This is a genomic window from Dactylosporangium sp. NPDC051484 (genome assembly GCF_040689395.1).
Lineage (GTDB): Bacteria > Actinomycetota > Actinomycetes > Mycobacteriales > Micromonosporaceae > Dactylosporangium.
Genome location: NZ_JBFAZX010000018.1, coordinates 47,127 through 62,470, shown reverse-complemented (window position 1 = coordinate 62,470; position 15,344 = coordinate 47,127). Strand labels below are relative to the sequence as shown.

General features: G+C 72.2%; 13 protein-coding genes and 1 pseudogene. 8 read left to right on the top strand and 6 right to left on the bottom strand.

Annotation, left to right across the window (positions count from 1 at the left end; translation table 11 throughout):
* The first annotated feature begins 247 nt into the window (after positions 1-247).
* From AB0367_RS25675 to AB0367_RS25660, 4 genes and pseudogenes are all read left to right on the top strand, one after another.
* Positions 248-1,282, top strand: a complete 1,035-nt coding sequence (locus AB0367_RS25675) for a DUF695 domain-containing protein (RefSeq protein WP_366228960.1) — start codon at positions 248-250, stop codon at positions 1,280-1,282.
* A 106-nt stretch (positions 1,283-1,388) separates the two neighbouring features.
* Entirely contained in the window at positions 1,389-1,970 is a 582-nt protein-coding gene (locus tag AB0367_RS25670; protein WP_366228959.1) for a phosphoesterase PA-phosphatase, read from the top strand.
* A gap of 54 nt (positions 1,971-2,024) precedes the next feature.
* Positions 2,025-4,049: pseudogene (gene thrS / locus AB0367_RS25665) on the top strand (threonine--tRNA ligase); the annotation flags it as partial.
* 149 nt (positions 4,050-4,198) lie between these two features.
* Positions 4,199-4,672: an HIT domain-containing protein gene (locus AB0367_RS25660; RefSeq protein WP_366229030.1), complete on the top strand. Its 474-nt coding sequence runs from the start codon at positions 4,199-4,201 to the stop codon at positions 4,670-4,672.
* 86 nt (positions 4,673-4,758) lie between these two features.
* On the opposite strand, the gene AB0367_RS25655 is transcribed toward AB0367_RS25660, so the two are convergent.
* Together AB0367_RS25655 and AB0367_RS25650 are read right to left on the bottom strand one after the other, a co-directional pair.
* Entirely contained in the window at positions 4,759-7,140 is a 2,382-nt protein-coding gene (locus AB0367_RS25655) for a VIT domain-containing protein (RefSeq protein ID WP_366228958.1), read from the bottom strand.
* Positions 7,137-8,489, bottom strand: a complete 1,353-nt coding sequence (locus tag AB0367_RS25650; RefSeq protein WP_366228957.1) for a MerR family transcriptional regulator — start codon at positions 8,487-8,489, stop codon at positions 7,137-7,139. The genes AB0367_RS25655 and AB0367_RS25650 overlap by 4 nt, the downstream gene beginning before the upstream one ends.
* Before the next feature lie 277 nt (positions 8,490-8,766).
* Between AB0367_RS25650 and AB0367_RS25645 the strand changes: the two genes are divergently transcribed.
* Entirely contained in the window at positions 8,767-9,198 is a 432-nt protein-coding gene (locus AB0367_RS25645) for a hypothetical protein (RefSeq protein WP_366228956.1), read from the top strand.
* Here AB0367_RS25645 and AB0367_RS25640 read toward each other — a convergent pair.
* Both AB0367_RS25640 and AB0367_RS25635 read right to left on the bottom strand, forming a co-directional pair.
* Positions 9,195-9,554, bottom strand: a complete 360-nt coding sequence (locus tag AB0367_RS25640) for a DUF3060 domain-containing protein (RefSeq protein ID WP_366228955.1) — start codon at positions 9,552-9,554, stop codon at positions 9,195-9,197. The two genes, AB0367_RS25645 and AB0367_RS25640, sit on opposite strands and share 4 nt — an antisense overlap.
* Before the next feature lie 137 nt (positions 9,555-9,691).
* A complete protein-coding gene (locus tag AB0367_RS25635) occupies positions 9,692-11,329 on the bottom strand; it encodes a CocE/NonD family hydrolase (protein WP_366228954.1) in 1,638 nt (545 codons plus the stop codon).
* Between the two features lie 83 nt (positions 11,330-11,412).
* Between AB0367_RS25635 and AB0367_RS25630 the strand changes: the two genes are divergently transcribed.
* Entirely contained in the window at positions 11,413-11,598 is a 186-nt protein-coding gene (locus AB0367_RS25630) for a hypothetical protein (RefSeq protein ID WP_366228953.1), read from the top strand.
* A 9-nt stretch (positions 11,599-11,607) separates the two neighbouring features.
* Here the strand turns inward: AB0367_RS25630 and AB0367_RS25625 are convergent, their stop codons facing one another.
* Entirely contained in the window at positions 11,608-11,820 is a 213-nt protein-coding gene (locus AB0367_RS25625; RefSeq protein WP_366228952.1) for a hypothetical protein, read from the bottom strand.
* A 258-nt stretch (positions 11,821-12,078) separates the two neighbouring features.
* Positions 12,079-13,218 (bottom strand): hypothetical protein, encoded by a 1,140-nt coding sequence (locus AB0367_RS25620; protein ID WP_366228951.1) that lies wholly within the window; start codon positions 13,216-13,218, stop codon positions 12,079-12,081.
* Positions 13,219-13,315: 97 nt separating this feature from the next.
* Here AB0367_RS25620 and AB0367_RS25615 point away from each other — a divergent pair, with 97 nt between their 5' ends.
* Together AB0367_RS25615 and AB0367_RS25610 are read left to right on the top strand one after the other, a co-directional pair.
* Entirely contained in the window at positions 13,316-13,972 is a 657-nt protein-coding gene (locus AB0367_RS25615) for a response regulator transcription factor (protein WP_366228950.1), read from the top strand.
* On the top strand, positions 13,969-15,318 hold the full coding sequence (locus AB0367_RS25610; protein ID WP_366228949.1) for an ATP-binding protein: 1,350 nt from the start codon (positions 13,969-13,971) through the stop codon (positions 15,316-15,318). The genes AB0367_RS25615 and AB0367_RS25610 overlap by 4 nt, the downstream gene beginning before the upstream one ends.
* The last annotated feature ends 26 nt before the right edge of the window (positions 15,319-15,344 follow it).

Genomic DNA, 15,344 nt, shown 5'->3' with positions numbered 1-15,344 from the left:
CAGTTTCTAGCCTGGCGCGCGCCTTCGGCGCGGGCGCGGCCGGGGGGCTCCCACCCCGGAGCCCCCCATGCCCGCTCCGCGGGCACCTCTCGTCGCGCTGCGCGCCCCTGGCGTCCTGGGCGCCGTTTCTTGCGGGCGCCTGCGGCGCAGGGGACGCCAGGCAGAGAGGTGCCAAGCTGCGGGTGCCGGGTGGTCGTTGTTTCCGTCTGGCGGTTATGCCGGGTGGGATCGCCGTTAGGGTGTGGACGTGATCTTCGGGCGGTCGAAGCGCAATACCGGGGACGGTGGCGCGATCGTGGACTTCTGGGCCTGGTGGCCGACCGTCCGGCCGTCCGTCGAGGCGGCGATCTCCTCCGGGGACTGGGGGCGGCTCACCCCGCAGTTCAGCCGGCGGATCGAGGCGATCCACCCCGCCCTGCAGTGGGAGTTCTCCAGTGGTACGACGGCCAGGCACGCGCTTGTCGTGTCCGCCGCCGGCGATGCGCAACTTCGGCCGGTCGCCGCCCGTTGGGGCGCCCTCGCGCCGGCCGCGGACGCGACCTGGGAGTACCACACCGCCCGGCAGCCCAGCCCCGAGATCTTCCAGGCGACGATCGAGCTGGGTCAGGGGGTCAAGCTCGACCTGGCGCGCATGCGGTTCGCCTTCTCCCGCGACGGCGAGGCGCCCGAGATCGACGTCGTGGCCCACCACCCCGGCTTCGGCATGCTGGAGGAGCAGGCGCGCGGCCAGGTGACGTTCCTGACCCTGGACTGGCTGCTCGGCGAGGACGGCGTCGAGGAGTGGATCGGCGCGATCTCCTGGGAGACGGACGAGCCGCCAGGCGCGGCGGACCCGGCCGAGCTCGCCGCGGCGGTGGAGGCACTGCGGGAGGAGTACAGCACCCCGCAGTGGGTCCTGATGAGCGCCGACCTGCCCGACGGCAGCCCGGTGATCGCCACGGCGCAGCGGCCGCTGCGACCGGTGCGCTGGCCGCGCTTCGACACGCACGTGGCGATCACGCTGCCGTACCGGCACCGCAACGCCGTCGGGCTGCCCGAAACGGAATCGCTGACAGCGCTGCGCGAGTTCGAGGACACCGCCCTGCGCACAGCGGCCGGCACCGACGGCGTGCTGCTGGCCCACGAGACCAGCGGCGGCACGCGCACGCTGCACTACTACGTCGACGCCGACTCCCCCGCCGCCGACGACCTCGCCGAGGCCGCCGGCTGGTGGCAGGACGGCCGAGCCCGCGTGGAGCGGCACTTCGACCCGTCGTTCGAGCGGATCACGCGGTTCCGGTGACCGGCGTCACCACCCTGCGCGTCCGCCTCGTCGCCCAGCCGGTCGCCAGGCCCAGCGCCAGGGTGGAGGGGCGGCGGGAACCGATCGCGGTCGGTAGGGTGCTGCGGTGATCAGGCAGCGCGTCGCCAGGTGGCTGACCGAGGCGTTCGCGCCGGCGGTGCTCGTGTCGGTGCTGCTGGTGCTGCTCGGCGTGCACAGCGAGCCGGGGCTCGCCCGCGGCCTGGTGCTCGGCGCGGTGGCGGCGCTGTTCGAGAGCGTCCTGCCGTTCCTCTACATCCTGCGCGGGGTGCGCACCGGCAGGCTCACCGACCACCACATCGGCGACCGGCGGCAGCGGCTGGTCCCGCTGCTGGTCGCGATGGGCTCGGTGCTGGCCGGGTTCACGGTGCTGCTGCTCGCCGGCGCGGACCGGGCACTGGTGGCCGCGGTGGTGGCCGGCGGGGCCGGGCTGGTCGTCGCGGCGGCGGTCAACCACTGGTGGAAGATGTCGGTCCACGCGGCGGTGGCGGCGGGTTCGGTGGTCATCCTCGCTCTGGTGTACGGCTGGCCGCTGCTCGCCGCCGCGCCGCTGGTCGGCGCCATCGGGTGGTCCCGGGTCGAGCTCAAGGACCACACGTGGCCGCAGGTCGTGGTCGGCACCGCCGTGGGCGCTCTGGTGGCTGGTGGGGTGTTCTCCGCGCTGCGCTGAGCGGGTGGATAGCATCGGGGTGAAACCGACCTACCGAACCCCTGGGAGCAGCCCGTGTCCGCAGCGCGCTCGAATACCGAAGCCCCACCGCGCATCGTGGTCACGGCGGGCACGACGGCGGCGGCCGCGGTCGCCGCGGCTGGACTGCCGACCAGCGGCCCCAAGGCGATCGTCGTGGTCCGCGACGGCGAGGGCCGGCTGCGCGACCTCGACTGGGCGCCGGAGGCCGACGCCGAGGTCGAGGCCGTCGACCTGTCCAGCCCCGACGGGCTCAACGTGCTGCGCCACTCGACCGCGCACGTGCTCGCCCAGGCGGTGCAGGACGTCTTCCCCGAGGCGAAGCTGGGCATCGGCCCGCCGATCGAGAACGGCTTCTACTACGACTTCAAGGTCGACAAGCCGTTCCACCCGGACGACCTCGGCAAGCTCGAGAAGCGCATGCAGGAGATCATCAAGTCGGGCCAGCGGTTCCGCCGCCGCCGCTTCGACTCGGTGGAGCAGGCGAAGGCGGAGCTGGCCGAGGAGCCGTTCAAGCTCGAGCTCGTCGACGTGAAGTCCGACGGTGGTGCCGGCGGCGCCCAGGCGCTGGACACGTCCGAGGTGATGGAGGTCGGCGGCGGCGAGCTGACGATCTACGACAACCTCGACGCGCAGTCGGAGAAGGTCTGCTGGTCCGACCTGTGCCGCGGCCCGCACCTGCCCAGCACCCGGCTGATCCAGGCGTTCAAGCTGACCCGCACCGCCGCCGCCTACTGGCGCGGCTCGGAGAAGAACCCGCAGCTGCAGCGCGTCTACGGCACGGCGTGGCCGACCCGGGACGCGCTGAAGGAATACCAGCGGTTGCTGGAGGAGGCGGCCCGGCGCGACCACCGCAAGCTCGGCGCCGACCTGGACCTGTTCAGCTTCCCCGACGAGCTCGGCTCCGGCCTCGCGGTGTTCCACCCCAAGGGCGGGATCATCCGCCGCGAGATGGAGCAGTACTCCCGGCAGCGCCACCAGGAGTCGGGGTACGAGTTCGTCAACACGCCGCACATCACCAAGGCCAACCTGTTCCAGACCTCGGGCCACCTGCCGTACTACGCCGACACGATGTTCCCGCCGATGGAGCTCGAGGGCGCGGAGTACTACCTCAAGGCCATGAACTGCCCGATGCACAACCTCGTCTTCCGGGCGCGCGGCCGCTCCTACCGCGAGCTGCCGCTGCGGCTCTTCGAGTTCGGCACGGTGTACCGCTATGAGAAGTCGGGCGTGGTGCACGGCCTGACCCGCGTGCGCGGCATGACGCAGGACGACTCGCACATCTACTGCACCAAGGAGCAGATGCCCGGCGAACTGCGCTCCCTGCTGCAGTTCGTGCTCGACCTGCTGCGCGACTACGGCCTCGACGACTTCTACCTCGAGCTGTCCACCCGTGACGACTCGCCGAAGTTCATCGGCGACGACGCCGACTGGGAGGAGGCGACCGAGGCGCTGCGCTCCGCCGCCGAGGCCTCCGGCCTGCAGCTCGTCCCCGACCCGGGCGGCGCCGCGTTCTACGGCCCGAAGATCTCCGTGCAGGCCAAGGACGCGATCGGCCGCACCTGGCAGATGTCGACCATCCAGGTGGACTTCAACCAGCCCAAGCGGTTCGGGCTGGAGTACCAGGCCTCCGACGGCTCCCGCCAGCAGCCCGTGATGATCCACCGGGCGCTGTTCGGCTCGATCGAGCGCTTCTTCGGCGTGCTGACCGAGCACTACGCGGGCGCCTTCCCGGCCTGGCTCGCCCCGGTCCAGGTCGTCGGCATCCCGATCCGCGCCGACCACACCGACTACCTGTTCGACTTCGCCGACCGCCTGCGCAAGGAGGGCATCCGGGTCGAGGTCGACCACTCCGACGAGCGCATGCAGAAGAAGATCCGCAACGCGCAGCAGCAGAAGATCCCGTTCATGGCGATCGCCGGCGACGACGACGTCACCGCGGGGACGGTCAGCTTCCGCTACCGCGACGGCTCGCAGCGCAACGGCGTCCCGCTCGACGAGGCGGTGGCGCACGTCGTGTCGGTGGTCCGGTCCCACACCAACGCCGGCCCGTCGGCCGCCGCGGACGCGTCCCCGGACGGTTCGCCGGCCACCGCCGACGCGGCCGCACTCGGCTCGCCCGCCGCCGCCGACACGGCCTCGCTCGGGTCGCCGGCGTGACGAACCCCGGCGAACCCGACGAACTGGAGCGGTTGTGGACGCCCCACCGAATGGCGTACATCAGGGGTGAGGACCGCGCCGACGACCACGACCAGCCGACCGGGTGCCCGTTCTGCCGGGCACCCGGCCTGCCGGAGGAGGAGAGCCTCGTGGTCGCGCGGGGCTCGGTGGTCTACGCGATCCTGAACCTGTACCCGTACAACCCCGGCCACCTGATGGTCGTGCCGTACCGGCACATCGCCGACTACACCGACCTGACCGGCCCGGAGACGGCCGAGGTGGCGTCGTTCACGCAGACGGCGATGCGGGTGATCCGCAAGGTCAGCGGGGCGCACGGGTTCAACCTCGGCATGAACCAGGGCGCGGTGGCCGGGGCCGGGATCGCGGCGCACCTGCACCAGCACATCGTCCCGAGGTGGGGCGGCGACACCAACTTCATGCCGGTGGTGGGCCGCACGAAGGTGCTGCCGCAGCTCCTCACCGATACGCGCAAGCTCCTGGCCGAGGTCTGGCCGTCGACCTGAGCTGGTTTTCACCGGCAGATCGAAGGTCCGGACCTCCTCCTCGAAGGTCCGGACCTTCGACCTCCCCGCGCGGTCCAGGGTGTTGATCAGCGCTTCCAGAACGCGCCGCGCGACGGCTTGGACGCGGCGCCCGCGGCCTTGTCCAGCTCCTCCAGCACGAACTGCCACAGCTCGGCGAAGGGCCGGGCCGCGATCGCCCGCGGGGTCAGGGCCTCCGCCAGCGCCCGCAGCTGCGTGAGCCCCAGCGCCGCCAGCCGCGAGCCCAGGTCCTCGAGCAGCTCGCGCCGCTCGTACTCGGGCCGGCTCTCGGCCTCCCGCAGCCGCGTCGCCTCCTGCGCGGCGAGCTCCCGGACGTCGACGGCCGTCGCACGCTCCTCCTCGGCTTGGGCCCGGGCCATGGCGGGCATCGGGGGCATCATCATCCGCGAGCTGCCACGCCCGACCGACTTGCGGCTGAGGGTGGCGCCCCCGCCGTACGGCTGCGGGGCGGGCATCGCCATCGGCATCGCCGGGCGCGCGGGCCCGCCGGGCGCCGGGGGCAGCGCGGCGCTCGTCAGGGTGTACGCGGCCGTCGGGTGCAGGGGTGGCGGCGGCAGCGGCGTGGGCATCCGCCAGCCCGCCGGGCTCTCCACCGGCTGGGTCACCTTCCGCGGCTCGTCGCCGTCGGTGACGATCCGGCTGTCCACCGCGACGAACGCCGTGAAACGACACAGCACACCGAAGCGCAGCGACGTCTCGGTGATGCGACTCTCGAGCGGGGCCGTCTCGTGGGTGCCGGTGACGTACTGGTCCTCGAGGTCGCGCAGCAGCGCCCGGGCCCACACCGCGCCCAGCGCCGTGGAATCGTGCCGCTGCGCCGTGACCGTCGCCGACCACGCCCGGCCGTCGCGGGTGGTGCCGGCGACGGTGAGCGCACCGGCGGCCGGGCCGCGGTAACGGCCGGCGACCACGAACGGTACGCCCGGGAACACGTCCGGCAGGCGCGCCGGGGTGCGGGTGCCGTCGAGCAGTTCGAGGACCTCGGCGTCGATCGTCACGCCGGTGACGACGGGCGCGCCGATGCGCCGGTGGATGTGGTCCATCGCCTCGTCCAGCCGATCCTCGCTCTCGACGAGCTCGCACCGGCCGCCACCGGCGATCGCGAGCCGGCCGAGGAAGCCGGCGTTCACCGCCTGGTCGATGCCCACCGTGTGGACCCGCACGCCGCGCAGCGCCGCCGACACGCTGCGCAGGATCTGGTCCTCGTTGCCGACCTGCCCGTCGGTGACGAGCACCAGCACGCGGTCACGCGTCTCGTCCTCGCCGAGCAGGCGCAGGCCGTCCAGCAGCGGCTGGAGCAGCTCGGTGCCGCCGCGCGCGTCCACCCGCGCCAGGTGTTCCACGGCACGGTAGCGGTTCCGGTCGCTGCCGCCGGACAGCCCGGTCCCCAGCGACTCGGGCGTCTCGACCCGGTCGTCGAAGGCCAGGACGGCGAAGCGGTCGTGCGCATCGAGCGTGTCGACGATCCGGGCCGCGGCGCGCCGGGCGGCGACCATCTTCCAGCCGCCCATGCTGCCGGAGCGGTCGAGCAGCAGTACCACGTCCTTGGGCCGCGGCGGGGCGTCGGCGGCCGGCGGGAGCACGGTCAGCCGGTAGGTGCCCTCGTCGCCCTCGGCGTCCGGGGCGAGCGCGAGACTCTGCGTGCCTGCCCCGAAGGCCAGGCGCAGCACGAAGTCGCGGTTGGCGCGATCTCCCGGCAGTACCGACACCTGGTTTTCGGTTTTGGAGACGGCGTGCAGGCTGGACCTCACGTCGCCGAGGGGCAGGCCGGCCGGGTCGATGTCGACGTCGATCGACAGCCGCAGCGGGTTGGGGAATCCGGGCAGCAGCACCGGAGGGCTGATCCGCGAGGCGTCCGGCACGGCGTCGGTGTCCAGCGCGAACCCGGCGCCGACACTGTCACCGTCGAGCAGGCCGCCCGGGACGTACCGCGGGGCGACGACGAGCGGGAAGCGGTACGTCGCCTCGCCGTCCTCGAAGGCCAGGGGCCCGACCAGCGAGAGCCGCACGCTGACGCGCTCGCCCGGCAGGATGTTGCCGACCCGCATGGTGAACACGTCGGGCCGCTCCTCCTCGGCGATCGAGGCGCGCTGCCCGGCGGCGATGGCAGTGTCATACGCCTCGCGGGCGGCGCCGCGCTCCTGCAGTTCCGCCTCCACGACGCGCTCGTCGGCCGTCATCGCCATCCGCACCACGGCGGCGCGGTCCGGCAGCGGGAAGATGTACGTCGCCTCGAGGGGCTCGCGGTGTACGTTGACGAACTCCTGCGTGAGGTCGGTGTGAGCGACCAGCCCGGTGATCGAGGCCCGCACCTCGAGCCGGTCGAGCGGCAGGTTGCCGCGCTCGGTGCGCAGCGCACCCAGCCCGGCCTCGTCCGTGGGCGCGGCGACCACTCGCGCCTCGTCGTCGGTCATCGTCGCGAGTCTCATGCGGCGCTTCCTCTCTTCTGCGTCGGACCGGCTGGTTTCGGATCTTTGTCGAAGTCATCCCGTTGCGTACCGTTTTGCTGTCCCGGCTCGCCCCTCCGCGCCGTCTTGGCCTTCCGCACTGTCGCGGCCGGGTCGTGCTCCCCCGCGGACTGCTGCGCCTCGGCCGTTGGTTTCGTACCTTGCGGCGGCCGGGTCTGTACCTCAGTGCGTTCTCTCGTCTTGCGCGCCTCTCTCGCTCTCGGTGGCTCTTTCGGCTTTGACGGCTCTCTCGTTCTCGCCGTGCGCTCGGGGATCTGCTCGGGTGTCACTCCGGCGAGGCCGCGGGTGGCGAGGAGGTCCATCAGGTCCCGGGCCGCGGCCCGGATCAGTGGCAGATCTTCCGTGGCGGGCGTCGCCGGCAGCAGCAGCACCGCGCCCCCGCCGAGCGGCACCCCGGTCAGGAGCCGATTCGCGGCGCCCCCGACCGCCGCGTCCATGTCTCCGGCCGCCGAACCCGCACCTCCGACCGCCACGCCCGCGTCACCGGTCGCCGAACCCGCACCTCCGGCCGCTACGCCCATGTCCCCGGTCGCCGAGCCCACACCCCTGGCCGCCACGCCCACGTCTGCGGTCGCCAAGCCAGCGTCTCCGGTCGCCGGGCCCGCACCCCTGGTCGCCGCTCTCGTGCCTCCGGCCGCCACGCCCAGGTCTCCGGTCGCATCCTCGGTCGCCGGGCCCACGGCTCCGGTCGCCGCTCTCGCGCCTCCGGCCGCCACCCCCAGGTCTGCCGTCGCCAAGCCAGCTTCCCCGGTCGCCGAGCCCGCACCCCTGGTCGCCGCTCTCGTGCCTCCGGCCGCCACATCCACGTCTGCGGTCGGGTCCCCGGTCGCCAAGCCCGCGTCCTCGGTCGCCGCGTTTGGCACCGGCTCCTGCGACCGCACATACTCGCTCGGCAGCTCAGTCCAGAACCGCCGCGGCGGCGAGTCGACCGAGTGTGGCGCGATCGCCGCCAGCCGTTCTGTCGCAGTGCGCGGTATCCGGAAGGACACCCCCGGCGGCAGGTCCGCGATGCGCAACAGCACGTCATCCGGCGCGTCGGCGAGCTCGGCCTGAATGTCGGCGATCTTGTACCCCTGCGACTGCCGTCGCTTGATCGCCACCAGCTGCAACAGGTGCCGCGGCCCGTACAGTGCGGTCCGCCCGCGCATGTAGGGTCGGTCGACGAGCCCGATGGTGGAATACCATCGAACCGCTCGGGCGTCGGGCAACTTTTGCACCCGCCCGTTCGGCGCCCCCGCGTAGGCGGTTCCATCGAGCAGAGCGGCAACCCTGCCGGTCAACTCCTCGAGCGTCCATCCTGTAGCGGCCATGCCTTCGATAATGACACTGTCATCGTGACACTGTCAACGAAGATGCCGCTACGCCCGGGCGCGATCTCAGCACGTCACTGCCTGCTAAGCACCGCAAGACCGGAGACCGGGTGCGATGCGCCCTGTTCGCGACACTGTCAGATGACAGTGTCATCTGACAGTGTCGAATGGCCTGGTGGCGTAGTCGTTGAGGTGGCATGTTTCCGGGAGCAAACGCGATCTCGCTGGCCCTAACGTTCTTGTCAACGACGACAGCGAAGACTTCAAGGGGATACAGATGAGCGACATCGACACCGGCTACGACGGCAGTCAGGACGTGGACTACGGCCACTACGAGGCGGGTCAGGAGCACGGCGCGCTGGACCAGCTGCACCAGGCGCAGGGTTCGGAGGCGGACTACAACAGCCAGTTCGGGGTGTACGAGCAGGATCACCACGCGGCGGAGTCGACCGACTTCTCGACGGGTCGCCACGTCGAGTTCGACCAGCCGGGTGGGGTGCACTACGAGTCGACCGACTTCACCAACTACAGCCACAGCGCCGAGGTCGACGACCACGTGTTCGCCGCCGAGGGCAGCGAGAACTCGCACCAGGCGAACTTCTCCGAGCTCAACGCCCTGCAGCAGCGCTTCGACACTGCCTTCGCGCAGGGCACCCAGTTCCACGGCGGCACCGGCGGCGCCGGCGGGCTCGGCATCGCCTCCAACTAAACCCCACAGCGACTTCGACGGCCGGTCACCCGCAGCGGGTGACCGGCCGTCCGCCGTTCGCCTTGCGGCGTCCCGCGCGGCCACGGAGCAGGCAATCTCGCGTTCCCGGCACCGTGTTCTTGGCACCGCGGACCCGGCACCGTGTTCTTGGCACCGCGGACCCGGCACGTGTTCTTGGCACCGCGGACCCGGCACGTGTTCTTGGCACCACGGACCCGGCACGTGTTCTTGGCACCGCGGACCCGGCACGTGTTCTTGGCACCGCGGACCCGGCAGGGCCGGGGCCGCCCTTCAGGCAGGCCCCGGCCCGTTGTCTCACGGGAGGAACGGCCGCGCGTTGCACGGACCGGAGTCATCTACCTCCGTCGCGTCATGCGGAAGGGCGAACGCGGCCGGAACCACCGCGGCGGCCGCGCGGTTCGGGAGATCATGTCCGGTCATGCGCCGGCAATCGCCGCCGCCGGGCTGGGCGGGGTCGCTGTTTGCGGTGGGCTCAGCTGACCAGCGGGAGAGTGATCGACGACGGGGCGAGGATCTCCTGGCGCACCGGGCGCAGCTCCAGTTCGTGGCCGAGGGCCGCACCGGTGCCGGGGTTCCGCGAGAAGCGCGGGTGGGCACCGCCGCTGATCTGGACCCTGACACTGCGGCCGGATGCGAAGCGGTGGGCCGTCGGCCAAAGCGCGACGCGCACCGGGTCGTCCGGGTCGTGGTCGCTCGCGGTGCGGGCCAGGCCGTCGCAGATGTTCCATGAGCGCCCCTGTTCGTCGACCTCGCACAGGCGCACGAAGACGTCGAAGTGGGAGGAGGGCGTCCGCTCGGTACCGTCGCGGGCCGGGCTGGTGGCGCGGACCCGGATGTCGGCGTGCACCGGGCCCACCACGTCCAGTGGCTCGGTCAGCGGGGCGGATGTGAAGGTCAGCACGTCGGGGCGGGCCTCCAGCGGGCGGTTGTCGCGGCGACCGGCGATCTTGCCGGCCAGGCGCGGGCCGCCGAGGGCCGGGGTCGGGTCCTTGGGGTCGTAGACGAACGAGTCGAGCACCGTGCCCTCGGCGCCGGGCTCCGGGGTGAGGCGGGCGCCCTGTTCGAGGTACCACCGCTGGGGTTTGCTCTTGGGCGGCGGCCAGTCGGCCAGTTCGTGCCAGCCGTCGGCGCCGCCGACGTGCACGCGGACCGGGCGCTCGCGGATGCTCTCGGGGCCGCCGGTGTGCGCGCGGAACCAGGCCACGGCCTCGGCCGCGGACTGCTGGAACAGGGCGGCGCTGCCGTGGTGCCAGGGTCCGATCGTCAGGTACGGCTGCTGACCCGCCGCCCGTAACGCCGTGTAGTCGGCCAATTGCCAGGGCAGAAAGATGTCGTGCCAGCCGCCTATCATGAGGACCGGAGCGGTGACGTGCGGCAGGCGATGGGTGTGGCCGCGCTGCGTCCAGTAGGACCCCGCGGGGTCGGCCTCGGCGAGCCAGCGCTGGAAGAACTCGATCTCGACGCCTGTGGTGATGCGGTCGGCCTCCGCCATGGGCACGCGCGCCAGGCCGCGCTGCAGCCTGGGCTGGCCGCGCAGCAGTTCGACGGCGTTGTCCAGCCTCGGGCCGCGCTGCGCCTCGAGCAGCGCCGACCAGGTCAGCACGGAGTCGAGCGAGAACGCGCCGCCGGCGTAGGTGGGCGGGCCGAAGTCCGACGCGGTCACGATCGTGGCCATCGCCTTGAGCTCGTCACCGGCCTCGGCGGCGAGCGCCCACTGCACGAAGCCGACGTAGCTGGGACCGTAGGTGAGCAGGCGTCCGTCGTACCACTGCTGGCAGCGCAGCCAGTCCAGCGTGTCGAGACCGTCCTCGCGCTCCTGCAGCAGCGGCTCGAACGTGCCGCCGGAGTCGCCGGTGCCGCGGCAGGACTGGATGAACACGTTGAAGCCGCGCTGGGCGACCGCTCGGCAGAGGATACTGACGGGGGCGCCCCGGCCATACGGGGTGCGCACCAGCACGGTCGGGAGCTCGGCGTCCAGGGTGGGCGCGTAATGCTCGGCGCGGAGAATGGCGCCGTCGCGCATCCGGACCGGGATCGCTCGCGTCACCCTGACCCGGCCGGCCACCGCGGGTGGCAGTTTGAGCAAGCGACCAACCGGATCAAGCCTCATGCGTCCCGAGCGTAGCCGTCCGATCCCGGCATGCCCGATTCCTCTTCTTGCGCGCCTCGGCCCGGCGGATGCACGATCGGTACATGGCGGAAGAACGGTTCACGGATGCGGATCTGACATTCCTGCGCCACGTTCGCTTCGGCGAGTTGCCCAATCGCGTGCTGCCCGAGGACCGGATCGAGCTCGCCGAGACCGAGCCGGCGCGCAGCTGGCCCGACCTGGGGCCGAGCCGGGAGCAGCAGCAGGCGTTGTACTCCAACGGGGCCTGAGCACTCCGTTCAGATCTCGTGGCGGGAGCCGTCGGGATCGGGCATCTGCGTCATGTCGGGCGGTGTAGTGGCCGATTCGGGTGGGGTGCCGCCCGGGGGCATCCACCCGGCGGCCCGCTCGGCCTCAAGGGTCTCGTCGATCTCCCCGTCGGTGGCGCGGCCCGCGGCGCCGGAGCCGATGGTCGAGTGCCTCGTGACGTACTCCTCAGGATCAGTCTCCACTGCCATGGCCTACCCGGGCAGCTGAGCGGCAAACCCGCACAGACCGCGCGACCGGTGACACCGCCTGCCGGTCCTGGCGGGGGTACTGACCGGGCTCGGGCTGACCGCGGTGCACGCGACCCGGGTCACTGGCCATGCGCGTGGCCGGGACCGTGACGACGCTCGCCCGCGCGGGCGAGCACCGGCGCCGGGAACGGGAAGCGGGAGGGGACCGTGGCGCGGCGGCCACGGTCCCCTCCCGGCTGAGCTGAGCGGCGACTACTTCAGCGCGGCGGCCGGGTCGGCGGCCACCTGGGTGAGCCGCTCCGGCGTGACCGAGCCGACGAGCACCCGGCCGTCGTCGGTGAACAGGACGTTCAACAGCTTGCTGTTGAACGTGCGCCCGCCGTTGCCCTGGGGCAGCTGAGCGATCGCGTCCTGCGCCTTCTTCTGCTCCTCGGCCCCGGAGCCCTGCGCGCCATCCGAACTGCGAAGGACCAGAACCGATGCCCATCCGGTACCGATGACGGCGCTCTTCGGCTTGTCGGCGGCGCCGCCGTTGTGCTGCGGCGCCTTGTCCTGCTGCTCCTGCAGCACCTTCGCCGGGTCCTGCTCCGTGACCTTGGTCCCGGCCGGCGGGTTGAACGTGAACTCGGCGTCATCCGGGCGGACGAAGCTCACCTGCGTGAACGCGACCTCGAACGCCGGATTGGCCGTGCCGCGGGGCAGGACCTGCACCCGCAGCGGCAGCTTCTTCTCGGCATCGATCGCCAGGCGCACCTCACCGACGAGCGACGACGTGTCGCGCGGGCGGAGGATGAGCTCGTAGGCGTCGCGTCCGGCGATCTTCGCCGAGTTGCCGGTCGTGACCTGCGTCGTCGGGTCGATCGCCTTCAGCGCCAGGTCGGCGGCCTCCTGCGGCGACTTCGGCAGGTCGGACGGGGACGCGAGGACGCCCGGGATACCCGGGACGCCCGCCTTGTCCGTGTCCGGCCGCCCGGCGAAGTGCCGCGCTTGCTTGGTCTGGCTGTCCCAGATCCAGATGTCGTTGCCGTTGCGGATGACGTCGCTCTGCCCCTGCGTGCCCAGCAGTGACACCCGGCCCTTGTCGGGGCCGGAGTACCACACGCGCAGGGTGTGCTTGCCTGACACCAGCGACGTGAGCTTGGCGCTCTGATCGCCGGTCAGCAGCGGGATCGCCGGAAGGCCGAGATCGGCACGCTCGACCACCGTGCCCGACAGCCCGTCCAGGCGGGCGGTCTGCAGGTCGACGAGCAGCTGCGCGGCAGTGCGTGCCGGCAGGTCGGGTTCGGCCGCGACGGCGAGGGTCTTCGCTGCCACGCCAGCACCGACCACAGCGACCGCAGCTGCCGCGGGCACCGCCCACCGAAGGACGGGTCGTGACGTGAAGTTGGACATTGGTACACCTCCTGACAACCATGGTGCTCGGAGCCGCCTGTGACATCGCTGAGACTGCCTGTGCCGCACCACAGGCCGCCATGCCACGCTGTATCGCGTGCGGCTGCTGGTGGTGGAGGACGAGATTCGCATGGCGAACGCGCTGCAGCGCGGGCTGCAGGCGGAGGGTTTCGCCGTGGACGTGGCCGGCGACGGCCCGAACGGCCTGGAGATGGCCCGGCACGGGGGCTACGACGCGGTGATCCTGGACATCATGCTGCCCGGATTGTCCGGGTATCGCGTGGTGCAGACCCTGCGCGCGGAGAAGAACTGGGTGCCGGTGCTCATGCTCTCGGCGAAAGACGGCGAGTACGACCAGGCCGACGGGCTCGACTGCGGCGCCGACGACTACCTGACCAAGCCGTTCTCGTACGTCGTGCTCGTCGCGCGCCTGCGCGCCCTGCTGCGCCGCGGGGCACCGGAGCGTCCCAGCGTGCTCACCGTCGGTGAGCTAACCCTGGACCCTGCCCGCCGCCGGGTCGCCAGCGCCGGTGACGAGATCGTGCTCACCGCGCGGGAGTATGCGCTGCTGGAGTACCTCATGCGCCGCCCCGGCCAGGTCGTGTCCAAGACCGAGCTGCTCGACCACGTCTGGGACGCCAGCATCGACACCGCACCCAACGCCGTCGAGGTGTACGTCGGCTACCTGCGCCGCAAGCTCGGCCGCGACCTGCTCGAGACCGTCCGAGGCGCCGGATACCGGCTGCGCACATGAAGTGGTGGGCCTCACTCTCCCTGCGCGGGCGCCTCGTCCTGCTCGGCACCAGCGGGCTCATCGTCGGCCTGTCCATCGCCGGTATCGCCATGGCGACCGCGATGACGTACAGCTTCCGCGGCTCCCTCGACCGCTCCGCCGACGGCACCGTGACGGAGATCGCCGCACTGCTCGATGAGGGCGGCCGGCTGCCCGAGCCGCTACCGGCCCCCTCAAAACAGGTCGTGCAGGTCCTGGACCCGCAGCACCGCAGCGTCCAGGCGGGCGACCAAACCGCCGATCTGCTGGTACCGCTGTTGCGTGGCCCCGAGGTCGACCGGGCGCTGCACGGCGAGCGGGTCGAGGTCCCCGGCGACCGGGCCGTGCAGCCCGACATGCTGCGGGTCACCGCCCACCAGGTCACCGACGGCCGGATCATCCTCGTCGGCGTGCCGCTCGGCGACTTCCACCGCAGCCTGGATCTCCTGCGCACCGCGCTGTGGGTGACGTACCCCGCGCTGGTCTTCGTCCTCGTCGTCATCGCCTGGCGCGTCGTCGGCGCGGCCCTGTCCCCGGTCGACCGCCTGCGCCTCGGCGCCGAGCGCATCACCGGCGCCGCCACCGACGAGCGCCTGCCCGTGCCGCCGTCCAGTGACGAGATCCAGCGCCTGGCGATCACGCTCAACCACATGCTCGACCGCCTGGCCGTGTCCCGGGCCCGGCAGCGCGCGTTCATCGCCGACGCCGCGCACGAGCTGCGCAGCCCGCTCGCCTCGATCCGCATCCAGATCGAGGTGGCGCAGAAGCTCGGCGACTGGGCCGCGGTCTCCGACGACGTCATCACCGACCTGGACCGCCTGAGCCGCCTGGTCGACGACCTGCTCCTGCTGGCCCGGGCGGACGCGTCCGACCCCCGCCGCAGCGCGCTGGAGCCGGTGGAACTGCACACGCTGCTGACGTCGCTGGCGAAGCGGTTCGACACTGTCACGGTCGAGCCCGGCGAGTCCCTGTGGACCGAGGGCGACCCGGACGCGCTGCACCGCATCGTGCTCAACCTGGTCGACAACGCGGTGCGCCACGCCCGGACGCGCGTGGTCCTGGCCGCCTCCCCCGAGGGGTCGTCGGAGGTCCTGGTGACGGTGACGGATGACGGCGAGGGCATCCCGGCCCCGCTGCGCGAGCGCGTCTTCGACCGCTTCGCGCGCCTGGACGACGGCCGCGCACGCGACGCGGGCGGCAGCGGCCTGGGCCTGGCGATCGTCCGCGAACTGACCCGCCGCCACGGCGGCACGGTCCGGCTGATCGACGCCCGCCCCGGCGTCCGCGCCGAGGTCCGCCTGCCCCGCCTCCCGGACAGCACGATGTGACATCGGGCACGGCTCGGGCACCCGCG